The organism is Bradyrhizobium sp. YCK136 (genome assembly GCF_044570075.1).
Taxonomy (GTDB): Bacteria; Pseudomonadota; Alphaproteobacteria; order Rhizobiales; family Xanthobacteraceae; genus Bradyrhizobium; species Bradyrhizobium diazoefficiens.
Window position 1 is genome coordinate 5,341,781 of sequence record NZ_CP172424.1, and the last position, 23,380, is coordinate 5,365,160.

Sequence of the window (23,380 nt, forward strand, 5' to 3'; positions counted from 1 at the left end):
CTCACTCCGCTGCGGTCAGCATCTGCCCGGAGGCAAGCCGCGAGCACTCCGCCATCACGGCGGACGCACGCGCGATTGGGTTGGTCAAATAGAAGTCGTCGACCAGGGGCTTGAACGGCGCCTTCTCGGGCGAACCGCCCTTGCCCGCCAGCTTCTTGATCTGGTCGGCGCTGCCCGCCTCGATCTGGTCGAGCCGGATCAGATGCGGCACCGCCTTGAAGATCGCCTGGCGCAGCGCGGCAAGCGAGTCGTAGCCCAGCTTCTTGCCGAGCGCTTCCGACAGCGCGCGGACGATCGCCCAGTCCTCGCGGGCTTCGCCCGGCGGGAACGCGGCGCGGCCGGTCATCTGCACACGGCCTTCGGTGTTGACGTAGATCGCGGACTTCTCGGTGTAGGCGGCTGCCGGCAGGATCACGTCGGCGCGGTGCGCGCCGCGGTCGCCATGGGTGCCGATATAGACGACGAAGGTGCCGTCCGGCGCCTTGATCTCGTCGGCGCCGAGCAGGAACAGCAGGTCGAGCGTGCCGAAGGTCGTCATCTGCGCGGCGTTCAGGCCACCGGCGGTGGCGGAGAAGCCGATGTCGAGCGCGCCGACGCGCGAGGCGGTCTCGTGCAGGACGCCGAAACCGTTCCAGCCGTCCTTGACCGCGCCGACATCCATCGCGAGCTTGGCGGCGGCGGACAGAATGGCGGCACCGTCGTGACGCGAGGCTGCGCCCGCGCCGACCAGGATGATCGGGTTCTTGGCGTTCTTCAGCACATCCATGAAGGAGTGCTTGCCGGCCGCGAGCTCGCCGAGCGTCTCGGTGCCTGCGCCGAGATGGTCGTAGTCATAGGTCAGGTCGGCCTTGGCGCCGATCACGCCGACCTTGAAGCCGCCGGAGCGCCAGCGCTTGCGGATGCGGGCGTTGAACACGGCCGCCTCCTTGCGCGGATTGGCGCCGATGATGAGCAGCGCATCCGCCTGCTCGACACCGACAAGCGTCGGATTGAAAATGTAGGAGCCGCGGCCGAGCGCGGGATCGAAGGCGTCGCCGCCCTGCACCGCGAGGTTGCGCGAGCCGTATTTGGCGAGCAGGTCCTTCAGCGCGAACATCTCCTCGACGCCGGCGAGGTCGCCGGCGATCGCGCCGATGCGCTTGCCGTCGCTGCGCGCCGCTTTCGCAGCGATCGCGGCAAAGGCCTCGGGCCAGCTCGCCGCGCGCAGCTTGCCGGCTTCGCGGATATAGGGCCGGTCGAGGCGCTGGGTGCGCAGGCCGTCGACGACGTGCCGGGTCTTGTCGGAGATCCACTCCTCGTTCACGGCCTCGTTGATGCGCGGCAGCACGCGCATCACCTCGCGGCCGCGGGTGTCGACGCGGATCGCCGATCCGACACCGTCCATGACGTCGATCGACTGCGTCTTGCCGAGCTCCCACGGACGGGCCGCAAAGGCATAGGGCTTCGAGGTCAGCGCGCCGACCGGGCAGATGTCGACGAGGTTACCCTGCAATTCGGACGTCAGCGCGTGCTGGAGATAAGTCGTGATCTCCATGTCCTCGCCGCGGCCGGTGGCGCCCATCTCAGGCGCGCCGGCGACTTCCGCCGAGAAGCGGACGCAGCGCGTGCACTGGATGCAGCGGTTCATCGAGGTCTTGACCAGCGCGCCGAGATATTTGTCCTCGACGGCGCGCTTGTTCTCGGCGAAGCGGCTGGTGTCGACACCATAGCCCATCGCCTGGTCCTGCAGGTCGCACTCGCCGCCCTGGTCGCAGATCGGGCAGTCCAGCGGATGGTTGATGAGAAGGAATTCCATCACGCCTTCGCGCGCCTTCTTCACCATCGGCGAACGGGTGGAGATTTCCGGCGGCTCGCCCTTGGGGCCCGGACGGCAATCGCGCACGCCCCAGGCGCAGCTCGCGACCGGCTTCGGGCCGCCCTTCACTTCGACGAAGCACATCCGGCAATTGCCGGCGATCGACAGCCGCTCGTGATAGCAGAAGCGCGGAATCTCGGCGCCAGCCGCCTCGCACGCCTGAAGCAGCGTGTACTCGGCCGGAACATCGATCTCTTTGCCGTCGATGATGAGCTTGGTCATGTCTCTTACTCCGCCGCGACCATGTTCACGGGATCGCGGACGCCGATATCGTCGATGTCGGACTTATGCGAATACTGATCGATGCGCGCTTCGATCTCATGACGGAAATGCGCGATCAGGCCCTGGATCGGCCAGGCGGCTGCGTCGCCGAGCGCGCAGATGGTGTGGCCTTCCACCTGCTTGGTGACCTCCAGCAGCATGTCGATCTCGCGCTTGTGGGCGCGGCCTTCGGCCATGCGGGTCAGGACGCGCCACATCCACCCCGTGCCCTCGCGGCACGGCGTGCACTGGCCGCAGCTCTCGTGCTTGTAAAAGTACGAGATGCGGGCGATGGCGCGGATCAAATCGGTGGACTTGTCCATAACGATCACGGCCGCGGTGCCGAGACCCGAGCGCAGCTTGCTCAGGCTGTCGAAATCCATCGGCGTGTCGATGATCTGCTCGGCCGGCACCATGCGCACCGACGAGCCGCCGGGGATCACGGCCTTGAGATTGTCCCAGCCGCCGCGGATACCGCCGCAATGCTTCTCGATCAGCTCGCGGAACGGAATGCCCATGGCTTCTTCGACGTTGCAGGGCCGCTCGACATGGCCGGAGATGCAGAACAGCTTGGTGCCGACATTGTTCGGACGGCCGATGCCGGCGAACCACGCCGCGCCACGGCGCAGGATATCCGGCGCCACCGCGATCGACTCGACGTTGTTGACGGTGGTCGGGCAGCCGAACAGGCCGACATTCGCCGGGAACGGCGGCTTCAGCCGCGGCTGGCCCTTCTTGCCCTCGAGGCTTTCGAGCAGCGCGGTCTCCTCGCCGCAGATATAGGCGCCGGCGCCGTGCGCGACGTAGATGTCGAACGGCCAGCCGTTGACGTTGTCCTTGCCGACCAGCTTGGCCTCATAGGCCTGGTCGATCGCGGCCTGGAGGTGCTCGCGTTCGCGGATGAACTCGCCGCGGACATAGATGTAGCAGGCATGCGCGTTCATTGCGCAGCTGGCGATCAGGCAGCCCTCGATCAGGAGATGCGGGTCGTGCCGCATGATCTCGCGATCCTTGCAGGTGCCGGGCTCGGATTCGTCGGCGTTGACGACGAGATAGCTCGGCCGGCCGTCGGTCGATTCCTTCGGCATGAAGGACCATTTCAGGCCGGTCGGGAAGCCGGCGCCGCCGCGGCCGCGCAGGCCCGAGGCCTTCATCTCGTTGATGATCCAGTCGCGGCCCTTGTCGATGATGTTCTTCGTACCATCCCAGGCGCCGCGGCGCCGCGCACCCTCGAGCCCCCAGTCATGGAGGCCGTAGAGGTTCTTGAAGATGCGGTCCTTGTCCTCGAGCATATCAGTGCTTTCCGATCAACGATTGGACTGCTTGTAGGCAAGTCCGGCGGCGCAGACGGCGAAGGTCAGCGCCCAGAGCAGGCTGGATTCCAGCGACGCGTTCAGGCTGAAACGCTGCAGCAGGAAGATGAAAATGGCCGCGACGGCGGCATGCATCGCGATGAAGCCCCACTTCTTCATGGCACCGCTCCCCTCCACTGCCGGCGACGAGAGATCACGCATCAGGTGATCTCCTTCAGCGTGGTCGGCCCGGTGATCGGCGCCGAGAACTGGCGGCCGTTCTGCGGACCGGGCTTCGGCGGATTGCCGGAGGCAAAGCCGTCGAGCACCTTGCCAAAGCTCTCCTTGGTCAGGTCCTCATAGGTGTCCTTGCCGATCAGCACCATCGGTGCATTCACGCAGGCGCCGAGACACTCGACCTCTTCCCAGCTGAAATTGCCGTCCTTGGAGAGATGGAAGGGCTCGTGATGGATGCGGTGCTCACAGACGTGGATCAGGTCCTCGGCGCCGCGCAGGCGGCATGGCGTGGTGCCGCAGACCTGGACGTGGGCCTTCTTGCCGACGGGGGCGAGCTGGAACATCGTGTAGAAGGTCGCGACCTCGAGCACGCGAATATAGGGCATGTCGAGCATGTCGGCGATGACGCGGATGGCGGCTTCCGACACCCAGCCGTCGTGCTGCTCCTGCGCGCGCCAGAGGATCGCGATGACCGCGGAGGCCTGGCGCCCGGCCGGATATTTCGCGATCTGCTGCTTGGCGAAAGCAAGGTTCTCCTCCGTGAACGCAAAGCTCGCGGGCTGGACTTCCTTCGGTGCTAATCGGCGGACGGACATCTCTTATCTCTCACTGCATGCGGCGCGCGGTGTTGGCACTCAGGGTCTTGGCATTCAGGGGCTTGGCATTCAGGGCATCGATCCTGTCCTGCCAGAATGCGCTTGCGGTGCCGAAAACGTTGTAGCCGACGTGGGTCGAGACCTTGATGCGGTCGAGGATCGACAGCTCCTTCACGGTCTCCATCCGGTTGCTGCGCGGATCGAACACGATCAGCGTCAGCGGGGTCTGTTCGAGGATAAAGCGCGACACCGCGTGGCTGCGGTCGCTGCCGTGCTCCTCGCACATGATGACGCTGTCGGTCTCAAGCAGCCGGGCGCCGCCCTTGATCGCCTCGATCTCGACACCCTCGACGTCGAGCTTGATCAGGTACTTGCCGCTGGCCTCGACCTTGCCGTCGTCGATCAGATTGTCGAGCGCAATCACGGGCACGTCCTCGCCACCCGCCGACGGATCGCCGGCGATGCTGAAGGCTTCGTGCTTCGTGCCGGACAGCCGCGCGGTACCGCGGGCAGCGCCGATCGCGCATTTCATGGTTTCGAAGCGGCCACCGTTGATGCGGGCGTTGTTGGCAAGCTTCGGATAGTTCTGGCCCGACGGCTCGATCGCGATCGCCTTGTGCGAGCCGAACGGCCTGCTCGAGACCAGCACCGACCAGTAGCCGTAATTGGCGCCGCAATCGAGCAGCGTGTAGTCGACGTCGATGGAGTCGCCGAACAGGAGCTCCAGCTCGTCCTCATAGATATAGGAACGGTTGAGCAGCTTGCTCCAATAGCCGTCGCCATACGGGAACTCGAACACGGCGTCGGGATTGAGCTTGATCGCGATATTGCGCTCGGGCAGCGTTTTCCGCAGCAGGTTCGCGCAGGCGATATAGCCCTTATGCGAGAAGTGCGACGAGATCTTCGAGCCCGTCACCAGCGCCAAGGCAGCCGCCCGCTCCCACAGGTTGGCCCCTTCAAGGGCCCCCGAGGCGCGGTCAAACTGGATTGGCGCCTGCGCCATCACCGATCGACCTCTCCGAACACGATGTCGAGCGAACCCAGGATCGCCGAGACGTCGGCGAGCAGATGGCCGCGGCAGATGTGATCCATCGCCTGGAGATGGGCGAAGCCCGGCGCGCGGATCTTGCACTTGTAGGGCTTGTTGGTGCCGTCGGCGACGAGATAGACGCCGAACTCGCCCTTGGGCGCCTCGACCGCGGCATAGACCTCGCCGGCCGGCACGTGAACGCCTTCGGTGTAGAGCTTGAAGTGATGGATCAGCGCTTCCATCGAGCGCTTCATCTCGCCACGGCGCGGCGGCGCGACCTTGTTGTCCTCGACGACGACGGGGCCCTTGCCCTCAGGCGCGTTCAGCTTCTGGATGCACTGCCTCATGATGCGCACGGACTGGCGCATCTCTTCCATGCGGATCAGGTAGCGGTCGTAGCAGTCGCCGTTCTTGCCGATCGGAATGTCGAAATCCATCTCGGCGTAGCACTCATAGGGCTGCGACTTGCGCAGGTCCCAGGCCGCGCCGGAGCCGCGCACCATCACGCCCGAGAAACCCCACTCCCAGGCTTCCTTGAGCGGCACCACGCCGATATCGACATTGCGCTGCTTGAAGATGCGGTTGGCGGTGAGCAGGCGGTCGAGGTCGTCCACTACCTTGAGGAACGGATCGCACCAGGCCTCGATGTCGTCGACCAGCTTCTGCGGCAGGTCCTGATGCACGCCGCCGACGCGGAAGAAGGCCGCATGCATGCGGCTGCCCGAGGCGCGCTCGTAGAACACCATCAGCTTCTCGCGCTCTTCGAACCCCCACAGCGGCGGGGTCAGCGCGCCGACGTCCATCGCCTGCGTGGTGACATTGAGCAGATGCGACAGGATGCGGCCGATCTCGCAATAGAGCACGCGGATCAGCTGGCCGCGGCGCGGCACCTCGATGCCGAGCAGCTTTTCCGCGGCGAGGCAGAAGGCGTGCTCCTGGTTCATCGGCGCGACGTAATCGAGGCGGTCGAAATAAGGGATCGCCTGGAGATAGGTCTTCTGCTCGATCAGCTTCTCGGTGCCGCGGTGAAGCAGGCCGATATGCGGGTCGACGCGGGCGACGATTTCGCCGTCCAATTCGAGCACGAGTCGCAACACACCGTGGGCCGCCGGATGCTGCGGCCCAAAGTTGATGGTGAAGTTGCGGAGATTTTCAGGTTGCTCGTTCATGATCAGGCCTTCGGTCCCGCCTTCTCGTCACCGGGAAGCGGATAGTCCGCCCCTTCCCACGGCGAGAGGAAATCGAACTTGCGGAATTCCTGGTTGAGCCTGACAGGCTCGTACACCACCCGCTTCTCCTGGTCGTCGTAGCGGACCTCAACGAAGCCGGTGGTCGGAAAGTCCTTGCGCAGCGGATGGCCCTCGAAACCGTAGTCGGTGAGGATGCGGCGCATGTCGGGATGGCCGACGAAGAACACGCCATAGAGGTCGTAGGCCTCGCGCTCGAACCAGTCGGCGCCGGGGAACACGTCGATCAGCGACGGCACCTGCGTGGTCTCGTCGGCCTGGGCCTTGAGCCGGATCCGCGCGTTCAGGGTCGGCGACATCAGATGGTAGACGACGTCGAAACGCTTCTCGCGCGACGGGTAGTCCACCGCCGTGATGTCGGTGAAGTTGACGAAGCGGCAGTTCGGGTCGTCGCGGAGGTACTTGACCACCTCGACGATCCTGGCGGCCTCGACATCCACCGTGAGCTGGTTGAAGGCCACCGAATGACCAGTAGCCGCGCCCGGAAGCGCGCTAACGATCGTTTGCCCAAGGGCGTCGAGCTTGCCATCGTCCATGACGTAAAACCTTAGCGTTCGATGGTGCCGGTGCGCCGGATCTTCTTCTGAAGCAGCAGCACGCCGTAGAGCAGCGCTTCCGCCGTGGGCGGGCAGCCCGGCACATAGATGTCGATCGGCACGATGCGGTCACAGCCGCGCACGACCGAATAGGAATAGTGATAGTAGCCGCCGCCATTGGCGCACGACCCCATCGAGATGACGTAGCGCGGCTCGGGCATCTGGTCGTAGACCTTGCGCAGCGCCGGCGCCATCTTGTTGGTGAGCGTGCCCGCGACGATCATCACGTCGGACTGCCGCGGCGAGGCACGCGGCGCGAAGCCGAAACGCTCGACGTCGTAGCGCGGCATCGACACCTGCATCATCTCGACCGCGCAGCAGGCGAGACCGAAGGTCATCCACATCAGCGAGCCGGTGCGCGCCCAGGTGATGAGGTCGTCGGTCGCGGCGACGAAGAAACCCTTGTCGGACAGCTCCGAATTGACCTCAAGGAAGAACGGATCGTTGGCCCCGACCGGCTTGCCGGTCGACGGATCCAGAATGCCCTTGGGGGCCGGCGCGAGAACCGGACCTGTGGACGGTGCTGGGTTCAATCCCATTCCAGTGCCCCTTTCTTCCATTCATAGGCGAACCCGACCGTCAGCACGGCGAGGAACACCACCATGGACCAGAAGCCGGTCGCGCCAAGCTTGCCGAACGCCACCGCCCAAGGAAACAGGAACGCCACCTCGAGATCGAAGATGATGAAGAGGATGGCGACCAGGTAGAAGCGGACGTCGAATTTCATGCGGGCGTCGTCGAAGGCGTTGAAACCGCACTCATACGCCGACAGCTTTTCGGGGTCCGGCTGCTGGAACGCCACGATGAAAGGCGCGATCAGCAGCACGAGGCCGATGAGGCCCGCTACCCCTATGAAGACGACGAGTGGAAGATAGTTCTGTAGAATGCCGCTCATTGGCGAGCCCTTTTTCCCGCGACGTCGGGGGAGCCGCGGATTCGTCCCGATTTGGAATTATTCTGAGCCTTAGCGCAGTGCACCAATGGGCGCAAGACACGCTCTTTTTAGGCCCTTTGCCGCCCCCAGAACGGAGAAAATCCCGGAATCACCCCGCGGCTGGTATGGAGCAGATCGCCAAGCCCAGCAAGGGCGACCGCAGTTTTGTGCAGCGGCCGTACCGAGATTGCGGTGCACAGACCAAGGCAGCGCGGGCCGCATGGCATCCGGTCAAAATGCCCGGGTTTTCCGTGCGGCAGCGCACCCGGACCCAGGCAATGACCGTCGCGGAGGCCCTTACCGTCACCCAGGCGACATAGTGTTGGCGGCCGCGGCGGCAAGAGGACAGGTGCAGCAAGGACACGTATCAGGCGCGGATGGTCGGACGAGCCATGCATCGCGACGGGACCGGGGCTCGTCTGGCGAATGCGTCGGCGCAGACCCCGCCTCGGATCGACCGCGAGCGCGGCGTCGGCGACTTGCAGGACCGTCGCACGCGCCGCGCTCGCATGAGCTCCGGGCCGGGGGGCATAGCCCGGGAGCTCATCGATCTCCCGCTGGAAGATCAGCGGTCGTCCGGTCAGCAGAACAAGGGCATGGTCGAGCTCAGGCCGGTCGGAACCTCGATATGTGCAGCGTCAACATGCCGTGCGCTCGCCCGCCCTCACCACTTGTAGGAGACGCTGGCGGTCACGCGCCGGCGATCGCCGTAGAAGCACGACGTGGCCGAGGCACAGCTCGCGACATAGATCTTGTCGGTCAGGTTGATCACGTTGAGTGCCGTGCGCCAGTTCTGCCATTCGTAGTGGAGCGCGAGGTCGCCGAGCACGACCGCGGGAACTTCAAGCGTGTTGGCGGTGTCGGCCCAGGAGGAGCCGATGTAGCGCACGCCGCCGCCGAAGCCGAAGCCCTCGAGCGGTCCGTCCCTAAAGGTGTAGTCCGCCCAGCCCGACACCAGCAGCTCCGGCGTGTTGGTCGGCGTCTTGCCGACCAACGACGGATCGAGATCCTTGCTGTTGAACAGGTGATAAGCCGTGAAGGCGCCGATCAGCTTCAGCTCCTTGGTGGCGTTCGCTACCGCTTCGAGCTCGATGCCACGCGAGGTCACCTCGCCGGTCTGGTTCTGCAAGACCGGAACACTGCCCGGCAGTGTCGTCGCCACATTTTGACGGACCAGATCGAAGGCAGATACGGTGAAATAGCCGTCAAAGCCCTTCGGCGCGATCTTCACACCGATTTCGGCCTGCTTGCCGGTCTCCGGCAGGAACAGCTGGTTCTGTGCGTTGAGGCCGATGATCGGATTGTAGCTCGTCGAATAGGAGACGTAGGGCGCGATGCCGTTGTCGAAATTGTAGATCAGGCCGGCGCGCCCGCTGAACCTGCTGTCATCGCGGCTGCTGACCGTAGCCCCCGTGTCGCGGGCGTCTTGCGTCGTCGCGACCCAATCATTGCGGCCGCTCAAGACCAGCGTAAAATTGCCGAGCTTCATCTGGTCCTGGATGTAGGTGCCGGCCTGCTTCTGCGTGATCTGGAAGTTGCGGAACGGCGTGGTCGGCAACGGGGTTTCCGCCTGACCGTAGACCGGATTGAAGATGTTGATCGAGGACACGCCGAACCCGAAGGCCTGATAGTCATCGATCTGATAACCCTTCAGGTCGACCCCGAACAGCATCGTGTGCTTCACCGGACCGGTGTCGAAGCGATATTCGAGCTGGTTGTCGAGATCGCCCTGGTTGGCGGTGTTCTTCGCATACCAATTGTAGCGGTTGAGCGTGGCGGTTGCCTGATTGCCGTAGTCGTTGCCGACATAGCCACGATAGGTCACGTCGACATGGGCAAACCGCGCATTCTGCCGGAATGTCAGATCGTCGGTGAGATTGCGCTCGAACTGGTAGCCGAGCATCTCCTGCTCGCGCGTGAACTTGTCGACGCTGGGATCGCCGGCAAAGAAGCTGGTCGGGATCTTGCCGAACGAGGCATTGGTGACCGTCCCGACATAGGGCAGGAAGTTGATGCCGCGGGTTTCCTGCCGGGAAGCGGATGCCAGCACCGTAAACGTCGTGTCGGCATCCGGCTTCCAGGTCACGGACGGTGCGATGAAGTAGTTGTTGTCGGGCATGAAATTGACCTGCGTCGGGCCGTTCTGGACCTGGCCGACGACGCGGTAGAACAGCTTGCCGTTCTGCGCTTGCGTCGCGACCGGCCCGCCGACATCGAAGCCGACATAGGCGTTGCCGAAATTGTTGACGCCGGTCTCGACATAGCGGATCGGCTCGGCCGGCGGCAGCTTGCTGATGACGTTGACGATGCCGCTCGGGCTCGATCCGCCGTAGAGCACCGCTGACGGGCCGCGCAGCACCTCGACGCGCTCCATGTTCGGCGTCTGGAGCTTCCAGCTCGCATAGGACGTGTAGAACAGCTGCATGCCGTCGAGGAACAGCCCGACGTCGTCGGACTTGAAGCCGCGGATCAGCCACCAATCGTTGCGCGTATCCGCGCCGAAGGTCCCTGCCCGCACGCCGGCGGTGTAGCGCAGCACCTCGTCGAGCTTGTTCGCCTTCTGGTCGCGGATCTGCTCCGCACTGATGACGGACACCGACTGCGGCGTCTCCATGATCGGCGTGTCGGTTTTGGTGCCTGACGCACTGCGGCCGGCGACGTAGCCGCGCACGGGGCCGCGCGGCGTCTCGACGAAGCCGGCGTTGCGCTGCGGCTGCGGTTTGCTTCTATTCGCTGCCTGCACTGACCGCCGCGGTGCGCTACGCACGGCCGACGCGGGTGCGCGGCGGCGCGCCTCCGGCGCCGTGACGGTCACCGACGGCAGGTTCTGAGCGCCACTCTGCATAGACGATTGTGCAAGCGATGCCTGCGGCACCAAGACCCAAGCGGATGCGGTCGCCAACACGGCCGACCGCAGCATTCCAAGACTGTTCAACGCGCCACCCCAAAGCTGCATGTTCGATGCGTCATGCCGTCGTGTCCCGACACGGCATGCGTTTGCAGTGACGCTTATGTGAGGGTGCGCGATTTCCCTAATTGAAAACTTCTTAGAGAGACTCTTAGAAGCGATCCAACATTTCCAGGGATTGCCGAGACATCAGCGCGAATTTTTTTCGGCCTCGAGCATCTCGGCGGCAATCGCCGTGAGCTGATCGACCTGGCGCAGCAGCGTGTCGAACTCGGCTTCGCTCAGCGATTCAAGCAGGCGCCGATTGCGGTCCTGCGCGCCTTCGACGATCACGTCATGCGCGGCGAGACCCGCCGCGGTGAGCGAGACCAGCACCTCGCGACTGTCCTTCGGGTTGGCCGATTTCGCGATCAGCTTGCGCGCGACGAGTTCCGCAAGCGCGCGGCTGATCTGTCCCTTGTCCTGGCCGACCGCTTCGGCGAGCCGCGCGACGCTCATCGGCGGCCGCCGGCCGAGCGAGGCGACCAGACCGAACTCGACCGAGGACAATCCAGCGAGGCGCTTGTAGCGCAGGATGGCGCCGCGCTTGAGCAGATTGGCCAGCACCATCAGCCGCGACGACAGCATCACGGTGATCGGCGCCGCCTCGCTCTCGCCCGCCTCGGGCGTCGTCCACCCATCCCTCGGTGTCTGGTTCATCGTTCACCTGTGCCAAGAAAGCGGTGACCTGCCAAGTCCAAGTCCGAAGCAAGTGCCGGGCTCAAGTCCCAAGCTTGAGGCAGGCCGCCTCCTACCTCATCCGAATGCGACCAAGCGGCACTTGGAAGATCGTTGACATTGTCATCGAATTATTTTTCGCTGCGACAAAGGCACAAAAAAGGCCTGGCCAGCACGGCCCACAGCGGGAGGACCAGCATGACGATCACCCAGCGGGATCGCGATCTCGGCACGGCCTATGCGATGAAACCGGCGCAGACGCGCACCGAGCTAACCTCGGTCGTGCGCGGCACGCCAATGGGCGAACTGCTCCGCCGCTACTGGCACCCGGTCGGGCTGATCGGTGATGCCACCGACACCCCGAAGAAGGTGCGGGCGCTGGGCGAGGATCTGGTGCTATTCCGCGACAAGCATGGCCGCGCCGGCCTCTTGCACGCGCGATGCTGCCATCGCGGCACCACGCTCTATTATGGCAAGGTCGAGGAGGACGGAATCCGCTGCTGCTATCACGGCTGGAAGTTCGACACCGAGGGCCACTGCCTGGAGCAGCCCTGCGAGCCCGACGGCGGCCAGTTCAAGGACAAGGTGCGCCAGCCCTGGTACCCGGTCGAAGAGCGCTACGGACTGATCTTCGCACGACGACGCTGCAATCTTCGAGCACGTAACGCGCGCCCTTCAGCGCGGCCTTTTCGGCGCCCTGCACGTCGAGCTTGAGCAGGAACGGCGGCTCGAGCGACAGTTCCTTGACCAGCGCATCGAGTGTCGTCGCCGGCACCTTGACCTTGCTCTTGATCAGGTCGTTGAGCCGCGCCCAGTAGAGATCGCCCGCCGGGCGCACGGACGACCAGTAGGGATGCACCGACTCGGTGATCTCAATCTCACCCTCATGGTCGGTGATGGCGCAGATCCGATAGTGCCCGCCAAGCACCTCCTTGATGGCCTTCAGGGAGTTCTCATAGATCCGGTTGGCATCAATGTTGAGCGGCACCGCACCACCGAGCCGTGACAGGTGGTTAAGAACGAAATGCCCATCGGCACAGCCAAGGTCGATCACGGCCCCGTACCGCACGCCCTTGGCGAACAAATTTTGCAGCGTTGCGCTGAAATCGGCTGCCTGCATTGGATTGATCCGAATGAGAGCGGTTTGACCGGTCGTCGGCGGTCTGGCGGGTTGCACAATGTGTTGCACACCGCTTGTTGCGGGCAAGATCGGAAACACGAAAAAATCGAAAATAACGACCACCCGCTCGCCGATCGTCGCATACGCGCTTTGCTCCGCTGGCGGTTTGCCAGGGAGGGTTTCTATTCAGCGATTAAGTTATTGATTTCCGCCATAAAATGGCGCGAGAGACGGGGCTCGAACCCGCGACCTCCGGCGTGACAGGCCGGCGCTCTAACCAACTGAGCTACTCCCGCGTGGCGCACAGATGTCCGCGGAACGAGGGGGGACTTAAAGGCCGGGCTTGGTGAAGTCAAGGACGTTGCATCCACAGCCTGAAGGAGCGGATATCCGCCGGTGGCGCGCAGGAACGTGACCCGGCCGCGCCGGGCGGCGTAGTCAGTCCGGTCCCGAATCGTCTACGCCTCCGGGAACCTGCGGGGTCCGGGGGCGGTCTCCCAGCCACCGGCAAGAACCGAGGAGGCCAGACATGGCGAAGAAGGCAGCCGCTCCCGCCACCATCACCCTCAAGCACCTCGCCGCCGACATCGCGGAAAGCCAGGACCTGTCGAAGAAGCACGCCGAGGCCGTCCTCACCGACATGGTCGAGCTGATCGCCAAGCACCTGAAGAAGGGCGACCGCGTCCGGATCGTGGGGCTGGGCATCCTCCAGGTCCGCAAGCGCGCGGCCCGCACCGGCCGCAATCCCGCCACCGGCGAGCCCATCCACATCAAGGCCAGCAAGAAGGTCGCCTTCCGCCCGGTCAAGGAACTGAAAGAGGCGATCTGAGGTGACTGTTCGTTAAGCCTGATCGAAGCTCGTTCCGGCCGCAACGTGGCCCGCTTTTCTGATATACCGCCTGCTCCCCCTGACCCCCGGCGGTTTGACCAGAAATGTCCTCACTCATCTTCACGCATACCGTGACCGAGCGCTTCCTGCGCTACGTCACCATCGACACCCAGTCCGATCCGGAATCCCCCAGCTCGCCCTCGACCGAGAAGCAGAAAGACCTCGGCCGCGTCCTCGTCACCGAGCTGAAGGCCATGGGCGTCGCCGACGCCCATCTCGACGAATACGGCTACGTTTACGCAACGATCCCGGCCAACACCGACAAGAAGGTGCCGGTGATCTGCTTCTGCTCGCACATGGACACCTCGCCCGACGTCACCGGCAAGGACGTGAAACCGCAGGTCGTGAAGAACTATCGCGGCGGCGACATCACCCTGCCGGGCGATACCAGCCAGGTGATCCGCTTCGCCGAGCATCCCGCGCTGAAGAACCAGATCGGCAACGACATCATCACCACCGACGGCACCACGCTGCTGGGCGCCGACAACAAGGCCGGCGTCGCCGAGATCATGGATGCCGCGCATTTCTTCATCAACAACCCCGATGCGAAGCACGGCACCCTCAAGATCCTGTTCACGCCGGACGAGGAAATCGGCCGCGGCGTCGACAATGTCGACATCAAGAAGCTCGGCGCCGATTTCGGCTACACCATGGATGGCGAGACCGCGGGCTCCGTCGAGGACGAGACCTTCTCGGCCGACGGCGCCACCATCACCATCAACGGCGTCAGCGCCCATCCGGGCTATGCCAAGGGCAAGATGGAGCACGCGATCAAGATCGCAGCCGCCATCGTCGAGCGACTCCCGAAGGAAGGCTGCTCGCCCGAGACGACGTCAGGCAAGCAGGGCTTCCTGCATCCGATCGGCATCGACGGTGCGCTGGAGCAGGCGACGCTCTCCTTCATCGTGCGCGACTTCACCGAGGAAGGGCTGAAGGAGAAGGAGGTCCTGCTCGAGAACATCGTCAAGGACGTGATGAAGGACTATCCGCGCTCGACCTACAAGTTCGAGGTCAAGGAGCAGTACCGCAACATGAAGCAGGTGATCGACCGTCACCCGCACATCCTCGAATACGCCATCGAGGCGATCCGCCGCGCCGGCCTGCGCCCGATGCGCACCGCGATCCGCGGCGGCACCGACGGCTCGCGCCTGTCCTTCATGGGCCTGCCCTGCCCCAACATCTTCGCGGGCGAGCACGCGTTCCACTCGCGCCTGGAATGGGTCAGCCGGCAGGACATGGAAAAGGCGGTGCAGACGATCGTGCACCTCGCCATGATCTGGGAGGAGAAGGCGTAGGCGCGCGGCTAATCTCGGCAACGGGCGCAAAATAATTCCAAGCCCTAGGGAACGAGCCGGCGCGGGGCGCGCTGGCGATCCAAGTCCCAAGGACGAAGATTGTGAGCACAAAGGCCTCAGCCGGTCAGCCCCGGGCTGGGGCCTTTTCGCGTCTCGATTGCGCCCGGGACCAGCCTGCCCCTCAGGCGGTCGCAGCAGCTTGGCCGCCGCGATACTCCGCCCACGCTTGCCGCAGGATCTGCAAAGATGAGGTGAGGAAAATTCCCGCCATCACGGCGGCAACAGCGAGATCAGGCCATGCCGTTCCGGTACCGAATACGCCAACGGCAGCAATCATCACAATGACGTTGCCGACCGCGTCATTGCGCGAGCAGAGCCATACCGACCGCACGTTGGCGTCGCCGTCCTTGTAGCGCGCGAGCAGGAGAACCGAGGTCAGATTCGCCGCCAGCGCGGCCAGGCTCATCGCTCCCATCAGCTCCGCGCGAGGAAGCCCCAGGATCAGGGTCTGATAGACCGTTGATCCGAACACCCAGGCTGCCATCGCACTGAGCGACAACCCCTTGAACAGTGCGGCGGTGGCCCGTGTCTTGAGGCTCGCGCCGATGACCGAAAGGCTCAAGCCGTAGGTGACTGTATCGGCCAGGAAGTCGAGAGCATCGGCCTTGAGAGCCTGCGAGCCGGCCAAGTGGCCCGCCACCATTTCGCTCACGAACATCGCCGCGTTGATGGCGATGACGGTCCACAATATGCGCTTGTATCGTGGATCAAGCCCGTCGAAGACCGGAACGCCTGCCGAGCAGCAGTCGGCGCAGCCCGACGTGGCGACCTCCTCCATCCGGGGTTTGGCGGCCTTCTCGCAGCACGCGTCGTGTGAGCAGCAGGACTCTTCAGGCATTCCAGGCTCCCTCCGGCGTCCCATTTTACCATGCGCCTGTAACGATGGCGATCTTCCAGGCGCGGTTCCACAATTGCCTCGACCTCTAGTCCCTACGTACGAAGTCATCCCAATCCGCGTTGCGGACCACTCGATCGACCCCTCGCACCGTTTGCCTTGGAGGAGGAAAATGAGAATCTTGCGAACTGACTGTAACCAAGTCGGCAATACGACCGAACTATAGCCATGTGGGTATGACGACCACGGAAACCGAGCTCAAGGCACTCATGCTTGCCAGCCAGGATGGCGATGCTGCGGCGCATCGCATGCTGCTTGAGCGGCTGAGCCGCCATTTGCGCGCCTATTACAAGGGCAAGCTCGCCAGGATGGGCCGGAGTGCCACGGAAGCCGAGGATCTGGTTCAGGAGGCCGTGCTGGCGATCCACCTCCAGCGACACACCTACGATCCGCAGGAGCTGTTAACGCCCTGGGTGCACGCGATCGCGCGCTACAAGCTGATCGATTTTCTCCGCCGAAACCGGGCCTCGGTTACCGACGTGCCGATCGACGAGGCGGGCGACGTCATTGCCAATGACGATTACCTCAGCACCGAGAGCAGCTTCGATCTCAGGCGGTTGCTCAAACACCTGCCGGAAAAGATGCAATGCGCGATCGAGGCCGTGAAACTCGACGGGCTGAGCGTCGCTGAAGCGGCACAGCGCTGCCACATCTCGGAATCGGGCGTGAAGGTCAATATTCACCGCGGGCTGAAGACCCTGGCGGCGTTGATCGCACAGAGGACGCAAACATGAAGACGGACGAGCTGATCAGCGCGCTCAGCGCGGGTGTCGAACCGGTCAACCGGCGACAGGTCAACCGCAGCGTCGGCACTGCGCTTGTGGTTGGAATGGCCGTTGCAATCGGAGTCACGTTCTTGGCACTCGGTGTCCGCACCGACCTGACCACGCCACGCACCCTGATTTTTCTGTTCCTGAAGATCGCATTCGCGTTCGGCACCACAGGCGCGGCGGCGGTCTATCTGGCACGGCTGGCGCGGCCTGGCGGGGAACGAAGGGTATCCCCGGGCCTCGCCGCACTGCCCTTTGTGGCGATCCTCCTGCTTGCCGGCATCAGCCTTGGGCAGGCGCCGAGCTCGCACTGGGACAGGATGGTGATGGGCGATCAATGGCTCGAATGCCTCATCTCGATTCCGATCATCGCGATTGTCCCGTTTGCCGTCGTCATCTGGGCTGTGCGACAGGCGGCTCCGACCAATCTGGTCCGTACCGGCGCCTTCAGCGGGCTCGTCGCAGGTGGCATGAGCGCGATGGCCTATGCGCTTCACTGCACCGACGACTCGCTGCCCTTCGTCGCGCTCTGGTATGGCGGTACGATCGTGCTGTGCACCCTCGCAGGCGCATTGTTGGGACCCCGGCTGTTGCGCTGGTGAGAGGCTGCACTCACGTCGGCGTGAGCCTGTAACCGACTCGCGGATGGCTCCGAACTCCTCAGAAGAAGCGCAACAGAGGCGCTTCCGCGAAAATCATGGAGCCGGAACTATGTTGACGAAGAGCCTTCTCGCACTCACGCTTCTCTTGGCCGTCTCGGCCAGCGCCCATGCGGGCTCGACCATTTCCGACAGGAGCTATTGGCCGAATGAGGCCAGGCAAACCTCGCAATCCACAACGTTTGTCCTACCTCAAGGCCCGTATTCCGCGTTGGCCTATGATCGACAAGCTCTTACGCTGCCCGCCACCGCACCGGCGGGCGGCGCATCCGGATGGCGTTATCAGGGAGGCCCCAAATCCCATTAGGATTGCGCAATAACATGGTACTCCGCGATCGCTCGAAACGGTTAACCACCAGCGCTCCCTGCTCTCACACTTGTGAACCGGGGGACTTTCCAGTGTTGCCACCGTGTGAGAGTGTCGCGCAATGATGGCTTGTCGCATCCTCAGGCTCGTGCTCGCGGTCCTCGTGACCGCGGGGCTGATGGTTGCGCCGCTGGTGACACCAGCAGCGGCGGAGCCCCTGATGGCGAGCGACATGCAGATGACCGGCGCACAGGACATGTCGGCGGACATGCCGTGCTGCCCCGACGAGCAGAATAGCAAGCAATGCCAGGACTGCCCGCTCCTCGCGATCTGCATGCTGAAGGCGTTGCAGGCAGGACCTGTCGTCGCGACCGCCATCCGCTATGCGCGTCCTCTCGCGCTGCTTCGGCCGCTCGATGATGCCATCGGCGACGGCCTCACCCGCCCACCTCCGGATCATCCCCCTCGATCGATCGTCTGACAGGCGCTCCGCCGCCTGGTGAACATGCGTGCCGCAATCGGCGCGCATGGCTGCATACCGTCTTGCGACGCGTCACGTCGTTGCGTGCGACTCCATCAGACCCATCGAGGAAATTGAAATCATGACAACGTCCCACGTCGCGCGCGCCGCCATGGCCGCGCTGATCGCAACCGCGTTTGCGACCTCCGCACGCGCCGAAATCAAGAACTATGAATTCCAGCTCATGCAGCCGACCGTCAAGGCCGGCGCCGATCGCATCGTGACGGTACGGCTGGTCAACAAGACCTCCGGCAAGACCGTGCCGGATGCCGTGGTCTTCGCCAGCCGGCTCGACATGGCGCCCGACGGCATGCAGGAGATGGCCACCAAGGTCACGCCGATGCCGGGCACCGAGCCCGGCACCTACCGTTTCAAGGCCACCTTCGGCATGGCCGGGCGCTGGCAGCTCTCGCTTGGCGCCAAGGTGCAGGGCGAAAGCGGCACGGTCGAAAACAAGCTCGTCGTCACGGCCGAGCAATGAGCAAGAGCCGCCTCATCGGCACTACCGCTGCGCTTGTCGCAGCGGTAGGCGCCGCGCTGTTTGCCGGCAGCTTTTTGCCGGCGAATGGCGATCCGATTTTGTCCGCAGCGAATGCGGCGGATACGGCCGCCCCGCTCTATTATCAGGATCCGGACGGCAAGCCGCTCTATTCGCCGACGCCGAAGAAGACCGAGGACGGCCGCGACTACGTCGCCGTACCGGCGCCGTCCGATGCCGACGAGCCTAAAGGCGAGCACAAGGCCGATCGCAAGATCAAATATTACCGCAACCCGATGGGCCTGCCCGACACCTCACCAGTGCCGAAGAAGGATTCGATGGGGATGGATTACATCGCCGTCTATGACGGCGACGACAGCGACGACGGTTCGGTCAGGCTGTCGCCCGGCAAAATCCAGCGCAGCGGCGTCAAATCGGAGCCTGCCGAACTACGGCGGCTGCGGACGCTGGTGCGCGCGCCCGGCACTATCCAGCTCGACGAACGCCGGATCTCGGTCATCGCCATGCGCGCCGAGAGTTTTGTGCAGAAGGTTGCCGACGTCACCACCGGAAGCCGCGTGACCAAGGGGCAGTCGCTGATGGAGATCTACAGTCCGGCCGTATCGTCCGCAGCGGCCGAATACCTCGCGACCATCACCTCGAAGACGACCGCGGGCATCGAACCCTACGGCCGGGGCTCGCGGCAGCGGCTGGTCAATCTCGATGTCCCCGACCCCGTCATCGCCGAGATGGAGAAGAGCCATGCGGTGCCGATCACCATCCAATGGTCGTCGCCGCGTGACGGCATCGTGCTCCAGCGCAACGCCATCGACGGCATGCGCGCCCAGCCCGGCGACATCCTGTTTCGCATCGCCGATATCTCGCTGGTGTGGGCCAATGTCGACGTCGCCGAGCGCGACCTCGGCGGCATTGCCGTCGGCCAGCCCGTGACGGTGCGGGCGCGCAGCTATCCCGGTCGGGATTTTGGCGGCCGGATCAGCGTCATCTATCCGCAGCTGAACAAGGAGACGCGCACGGCGCGGATACGGATCGAACTCGCCAACGACGATCTCGCGCTGCTTCCCGACATGTATGTCGATGCCGCGATCGATACCGGCAATCCGGCGCCGGTGCTCAGCGTGGCCGAAAGCGCGGTGCTCGACACCGGCAGCCGGCAGGCCGTCCTGGTCGACAAGGGACAGGGCCGCTTCGAGCCGCGCGAGGTCAAGCTCGGGCGGCGGGGCGATGGGTATGTCGAGATCCGCGACGGGCTTGCCGAGGGCGACGTCATCGTCACCTCCGCCAACTTCCTGATCGATGCCGAGAGCAACCTCAAGGCGGCCCTCAAAGGACTCGCCGAAGGCGGCAACGTCCAAGGTACTAACGCGCAAGGCACTGATGCGCACGGCGGCCACGCGATGGGAGGCAAGCCATGATCGCGCGCATCATCGCCTGGTCGGCACGCAACCTGCTGCTGGTCCTGTTCGGCACCGGGTTTGCCGCCGCGGCCGGCCTCTATGCCTTGCTCCATCTGCCGCTGGACGCCATTCCAGACCTCTCCGACACCCAGGTCATCGTCTACACCGAATATCAGGGCCAGGCGCCCCAAGTGATCGAGGATCAGGTCACCTATCCCCTCACCACTGCGATGCTGACGGTGCCGAGGTCGAAGGTGGTGCGCGGCTTCTCCTTCTTCGGCGTCTCCTTCGTCTACGTCATCTTCGAGGACGGTACCGACATCTACTGGGCCCGTTCGCGCGTGCTCGAATTCCTCAACGGCGCCGCGTCGCGGCTGCCCGCCGGCGTCACGCCCACGATCGGGCCCGACGCCACCGGCGTCGGCTGGGTCTACCAATATGCGGTGATGTCCAAGGAATTGAACCTTGCTGAGACGCGGACGATCCAGGACTGGAATCTGAAGTTTGCGCTCGCCAAGGCGGAAGGCGTGGCGGAGATCGCGAGCATCGGCGGCTTCGTGCGGCAATACAACGTCATCCTCGATCCGCAGCGCATGCGCGACCTCGGCATCACCATGCAGAAGATGCGCGATGCCATCCGCGCCAGCAATGCCGACGTCGGCGGCCGCACCGTCGAGCTTTCCGAGTTCGAATATGTCATTCGCGGCAAGGGCTATCTGAAAAGCGTCGACGACATCGGCAACATCGTGCTGAAGACCGACAACGGAACGCCGGTCAAGCTGCGCGACGTCGCCCGCGTCGAGCTCGGACCGGACGAGCGGCGCGGCATCGCCGAGCTCAACGGCGAGGGCGAGGTGGCGAGCGGCATCGTGCTGCAGCGCTTCGGCATGAACGCACTCGACGTAATCGAGGGCGTCAAGAAGCGATTCAGGGAGATCGCAACCAGCCTGCCGAAATCGGTCGAGATCGTTCCGGTCTACGACCGCTCCAACCTGATCAAGGCCGCGATCGAGACGCTCCGGCATACGCTGCTCGAGGAGAGCATCGTGGTGGCGCTGGTCTGCATCGTGTTCCTGCTGCATGTCCGCAGCGCGCTGGTTGCCATCCTGATGCTCCCCGTCGGGGTGCTGATGACGTTCGGGGCGATGAAGCTGCTCGGGATCGGCTCCAACATCATGAGCCTCGGCGGCATCGCGATCGCGATCGGCGCCATGATCGACGCGGCGATCGTCATGATCGAGAACGCGCACAAGCATCTCGAGCGCGCCGCGCCCGGCCATTCGCGGGTGGCGATCCTGATCGAGGCCGCCGCCGAGGTCGGCCCGGCGCTGTTCTTCAGCCTGCTGATCATCACCGTCTCGTTCATGCCGATCTTCACCCTGGAATCGCAGGAGGGCCGGCTGTTCAGCCCGCTCGCCTTCACCAAGACCTTCGCGATGGCGGCGGCGGCGCTGCTGTCGGTCACGCTGGTGCCGGCGCTGATGGTGATCTTCGTCCGCGGCAGGATCATCCCGGAGCACAAGAACCCGATCAACCGCTTCCTGATCTGGATCTACCGGCCGGTGATCTCAGGCGTGCTGCGGGCGCGGATCCCAGTGATCCTGCTCGCGCTTGGCGTGCTCGCCGCCTCGATCTGGCCGGCAGGCCGGCTCGGCTCCGAGTTCATGCCGAACCTCAACGAAGGCACCCTGCTCTACATGCCGACGACGCTTCCCGGCATTTCCGTGACCAAGGCGGCCGAGCTGATGCAGACCCAGGACCGCATCATCCGCTCGTTTCCGGAAGTCGCCTCGGTCTACGGCAAGGCCGGTCGTGCGGCAACCGCGACCGATCCGGCGCCATCGGAGATGTTCGAGACCATCGTCGACCTCAAGCCGAAGGAGCAGTGGCGCGCCGGCGTGACGATCGACAGCCTGATCGCCGAGATGGACAAGGCGCTGCAGTTTCCGGGCGTCTCCAACGCCTGGACCATGCCGATCAAGGCGCGCATCGACATGCTCTCGACCGGCATCCGTACCCCCGTTGGCATCAAGGTCATGGGCACCGATCTCGCCGGGATCGACAAGGTGGCCCGGCAGATCGAGCAGGTGCTCAAGGCGGTGCCCGGCACCTCCTCGGCCTATGCCGAGCGGAGCCTCGGCGGCTATTATCTCGAGATCACGCCGGACCGCGAGGCGCTGTCGCGTTACGGCATCATGGTGCAGGACGTGCAGGACACGATCGCGACCGCGCTCGGCGGCCAGACGGTGACGACGACCGTCGAGGGCCGGCAGCGCTTCACCGTCAACATGCGCTATCCGCGCGACCTGCGCGACAATCCGAAGGCAATCGCCAGCGACATCCTGGTGCCGATGCCGGGCGGCGGCGCCGTCCCGCTCGGCGAGGTCGCAAGCGTCACGCCGGCGCGCGGGCCGACCTCGATCCGGACCGAGAACGGCCAGCTCGCCACCTACATCTATGTCGACATCCGCGACCGTGACCTCGGCGGCTATGTCGCCGATGCGAGGGCCGCGGTGCAGGCGAGCGTCCAGTTCCCATCAGGCTATTACGTGGTCTGGAGCGGGCAATACGAATATCTGGAACGCGCCACCGCGCGGCTGAAGATCGTGGTGCCGGTGACGCTGCTGATCATCTTCCTGCTGCTCTACCTCAACTTCCGCTCGATCACCGAGACCATGATCGTGATGCTCTCCCTGCCCTTCGCCCTCGTCGGCGGCCTGTGGCTGATGTGGTGGCTCGGCTTCAACCTCTCGGTCGCGGTCGCGGTCGGCTTCATCGCACTCGCGGGCGTGGCGGCCGAGACCGGCGTGGTGATGCTGATCTATCTCAACCACGCCCTTGCCGAGACCGAAGCGCGCTGCGCGCGCGCCGGCCGTGTCCTGACCCGCGACGATCTCGACAAGGCAATCATGGAAGGCGCGGTCGAGCGCGTCCGCCCGAAGATGATGACCGTGGTTGCGATCATGGCCGGCCTGCTGCCGATCATGTGGAGCAGCGGAACGGGATCGGAGATCATGCAGCGGATCGCCGTGCCCATGATCGGCGGCATGATCTCGTCGACGCTGCTGACGCTGATCGTGATCCCCGCAATCTTCGGCCTGGTGAAGGGCTTCGGGCTGCGTACGGGCGATGGGGCTGTCGCGTCGGAGCAAATTCCGGAGGCCGCCGAATGAGCTCGTAATCCCCCGGAATGTTGCGCCCCGGTCGCACTCGCATCATGAGGTGCGGCTGCGACGTTGAGTTCCCCACACGTAACACTATTGCGGGTCGACACTGTTCCCGCTGCCATGCTAGGC

General features: G+C 64.4%; 22 protein-coding genes, 1 tRNA gene and 1 pseudogene. 10 read left to right on the forward strand and 14 right to left on the reverse strand.

Translation table 11 applies throughout. The annotated features are described in order from the left end of the window. Window position 1: 1 nt before the first annotated feature. From nuoG to ACFLEY_RS26215, 9 genes are read right to left on the reverse strand one after another with little or no spacing between them, the layout of a single operon-like run. Window positions 2–2,077 (reverse strand): NADH-quinone oxidoreductase subunit NuoG, encoded by a 2,076-nt coding sequence (nuoG, locus tag ACFLEY_RS26175; protein ID WP_060912424.1) that lies wholly within the window; start codon window positions 2,075–2,077, stop codon window positions 2–4. Between the two features lie 5 nt (window positions 2,078–2,082). Next, the gene (nuoF, locus tag ACFLEY_RS26180) at window positions 2,083–3,408 is read right to left on the reverse strand and encodes an NADH-quinone oxidoreductase subunit NuoF (protein ID WP_011087678.1); all 1,326 of its coding nucleotides are present in this window, start codon (window positions 3,406–3,408) and stop codon (window positions 2,083–2,085) included. Window positions 3,409–3,423: 15 nt separating this feature from the next. Continuing rightward, window positions 3,424–3,630, reverse strand: coding sequence for a hypothetical protein (locus ACFLEY_RS26185; RefSeq protein ID WP_011087679.1), 207 nt, complete (start codon window positions 3,628–3,630; stop codon window positions 3,424–3,426). After that, the gene (gene nuoE / locus ACFLEY_RS26190; protein ID WP_011087680.1) at window positions 3,630–4,241 is read right to left on the reverse strand and encodes an NADH-quinone oxidoreductase subunit NuoE; all 612 of its coding nucleotides are present in this window, start codon (window positions 4,239–4,241) and stop codon (window positions 3,630–3,632) included. The genes ACFLEY_RS26185 and nuoE overlap by 1 nt, the downstream gene beginning before the upstream one ends. A 10-nt stretch (window positions 4,242–4,251) precedes the next feature. Then, window positions 4,252–5,244 carry an FkbM family methyltransferase gene (locus ACFLEY_RS26195; RefSeq protein WP_060912425.1) on the reverse strand — a complete coding sequence of 331 codons (993 nt, stop codon included), beginning with the start codon at window positions 5,242–5,244 and terminating at the stop codon, window positions 4,252–4,254. Continuing rightward, window positions 5,244–6,440, reverse strand: coding sequence for an NADH-quinone oxidoreductase subunit D (locus ACFLEY_RS26200; RefSeq protein ID WP_011087682.1), 1,197 nt, complete (start codon window positions 6,438–6,440; stop codon window positions 5,244–5,246). Before ACFLEY_RS26200 ends, ACFLEY_RS26195 begins: the two co-directional genes overlap by 1 nt. A 2-nt stretch (window positions 6,441–6,442) precedes the next feature. Next, window positions 6,443–7,054, reverse strand: a complete 612-nt coding sequence (locus tag ACFLEY_RS26205) for an NADH-quinone oxidoreductase subunit C (protein WP_060912426.1) — start codon at window positions 7,052–7,054, stop codon at window positions 6,443–6,445. 11 nt (window positions 7,055–7,065) lie between these two features. After that, window positions 7,066–7,647: an NADH-quinone oxidoreductase subunit B family protein gene (locus ACFLEY_RS26210; RefSeq protein ID WP_370140497.1), complete on the reverse strand. Its 582-nt coding sequence runs from the start codon at window positions 7,645–7,647 to the stop codon at window positions 7,066–7,068. Continuing rightward, window positions 7,644–8,009: an NADH-quinone oxidoreductase subunit A gene (locus tag ACFLEY_RS26215; RefSeq protein WP_008136158.1), complete on the reverse strand. Its 366-nt coding sequence runs from the start codon at window positions 8,007–8,009 to the stop codon at window positions 7,644–7,646. Before ACFLEY_RS26215 ends, ACFLEY_RS26210 begins: the two co-directional genes overlap by 4 nt. 164 nt (window positions 8,010–8,173) lie before the next feature. Between ACFLEY_RS26215 and ACFLEY_RS26220 the strand changes: the two genes are divergently transcribed. Next, window positions 8,174–8,368 (forward strand): hypothetical protein, encoded by a 195-nt coding sequence (locus tag ACFLEY_RS26220; RefSeq protein WP_038966298.1) that lies wholly within the window; start codon window positions 8,174–8,176, stop codon window positions 8,366–8,368. A gap of 344 nt (window positions 8,369–8,712) precedes the next feature. Here the strand turns inward: ACFLEY_RS26220 and ACFLEY_RS26225 are convergent, their stop codons facing one another. Continuing rightward, window positions 8,713–10,968, reverse strand: a complete 2,256-nt coding sequence (locus tag ACFLEY_RS26225; RefSeq protein WP_211433449.1) for a TonB-dependent siderophore receptor — start codon at window positions 10,966–10,968, stop codon at window positions 8,713–8,715. 177 nt (window positions 10,969–11,145) lie between these two features. Beyond that, the gene (locus ACFLEY_RS26230; protein ID WP_060912428.1) at window positions 11,146–11,655 is read right to left on the reverse strand and encodes a MarR family winged helix-turn-helix transcriptional regulator; all 510 of its coding nucleotides are present in this window, start codon (window positions 11,653–11,655) and stop codon (window positions 11,146–11,148) included. A 216-nt stretch (window positions 11,656–11,871) separates the two neighbouring features. On the opposite strand from ACFLEY_RS26230, the pseudogene ACFLEY_RS26235 reads away from it, so the two are divergent. Beyond that, window positions 11,872–12,309 (forward strand): annotated as a pseudogene (locus ACFLEY_RS26235) (Rieske 2Fe-2S domain-containing protein); the annotation flags it as partial. On the opposite strand, the gene ACFLEY_RS26240 reads toward ACFLEY_RS26235, so the two are convergent. Continuing rightward, window positions 12,248–12,793: an FkbM family methyltransferase gene (locus ACFLEY_RS26240; RefSeq protein ID WP_249162793.1), complete on the reverse strand. Its 546-nt coding sequence runs from the start codon at window positions 12,791–12,793 to the stop codon at window positions 12,248–12,250. The pseudogene ACFLEY_RS26235 and the gene ACFLEY_RS26240 sit on opposite strands and share 62 nt — an antisense overlap. 219 nt (window positions 12,794–13,012) lie before the next feature. After that, a tRNA-Asp gene (locus tag ACFLEY_RS26245) sits at window positions 13,013–13,089 on the reverse strand. Window positions 13,090–13,322: 233 nt separating this feature from the next. On the opposite strand from ACFLEY_RS26245, the gene ACFLEY_RS26250 reads away from it, so the two are divergent. Both ACFLEY_RS26250 and pepT read left to right on the forward strand, forming a co-directional pair. Next, a complete protein-coding gene (locus ACFLEY_RS26250; protein ID WP_011087690.1) occupies window positions 13,323–13,622 on the forward strand; it encodes an HU family DNA-binding protein in 300 nt (99 codons plus the stop codon). A 104-nt stretch (window positions 13,623–13,726) separates the two neighbouring features. Beyond that, on the forward strand, window positions 13,727–14,977 hold the full coding sequence (gene pepT, locus ACFLEY_RS26255) for a peptidase T (RefSeq protein ID WP_060912430.1): 1,251 nt from the start codon (window positions 13,727–13,729) through the stop codon (window positions 14,975–14,977). 181 nt (window positions 14,978–15,158) lie between these two features. Here pepT and ACFLEY_RS26260 read toward each other — a convergent pair whose 3' ends face one another. Next, window positions 15,159–15,875: a cation transporter gene (locus ACFLEY_RS26260; protein ID WP_039184614.1), complete on the reverse strand. Its 717-nt coding sequence runs from the start codon at window positions 15,873–15,875 to the stop codon at window positions 15,159–15,161. A gap of 233 nt (window positions 15,876–16,108) precedes the next feature. Between ACFLEY_RS26260 and ACFLEY_RS26265 the strand changes: the two genes are divergently transcribed. From ACFLEY_RS26265 to ACFLEY_RS26290, 6 genes are all read left to right on the forward strand, one after another. Further along, a complete protein-coding gene (locus tag ACFLEY_RS26265; RefSeq protein WP_171901289.1) occupies window positions 16,109–16,666 on the forward strand; it encodes a sigma-70 family RNA polymerase sigma factor in 558 nt (185 codons plus the stop codon). After that, window positions 16,663–17,304: an NrsF family protein gene (locus ACFLEY_RS26270; protein WP_011087694.1), complete on the forward strand. Its 642-nt coding sequence runs from the start codon at window positions 16,663–16,665 to the stop codon at window positions 17,302–17,304. Before ACFLEY_RS26265 ends, ACFLEY_RS26270 begins: the two co-directional genes overlap by 4 nt. Before the next feature lie 485 nt (window positions 17,305–17,789). Further along, the gene (locus ACFLEY_RS26275) at window positions 17,790–18,149 is read left to right on the forward strand and encodes a hypothetical protein (protein ID WP_028171698.1); all 360 of its coding nucleotides are present in this window, start codon (window positions 17,790–17,792) and stop codon (window positions 18,147–18,149) included. A gap of 121 nt (window positions 18,150–18,270) precedes the next feature. After that, complete coding sequence (locus ACFLEY_RS26280) at window positions 18,271–18,669, forward strand: FixH family protein (protein WP_028171697.1); 399 nt, start codon at window positions 18,271–18,273, stop codon at window positions 18,667–18,669. Further along, on the forward strand, window positions 18,666–20,102 hold the full coding sequence (locus ACFLEY_RS26285; RefSeq protein WP_060912432.1) for an efflux RND transporter periplasmic adaptor subunit: 1,437 nt from the start codon (window positions 18,666–18,668) through the stop codon (window positions 20,100–20,102). The genes ACFLEY_RS26280 and ACFLEY_RS26285 overlap by 4 nt, the downstream gene beginning before the upstream one ends. Continuing rightward, entirely contained in the window at window positions 20,099–23,257 is a 3,159-nt protein-coding gene (locus ACFLEY_RS26290) for an efflux RND transporter permease subunit (protein ID WP_060912433.1), read from the forward strand. Before ACFLEY_RS26285 ends, ACFLEY_RS26290 begins: the two co-directional genes overlap by 4 nt. Window positions 23,258–23,380 lie beyond the last annotated feature (123 nt).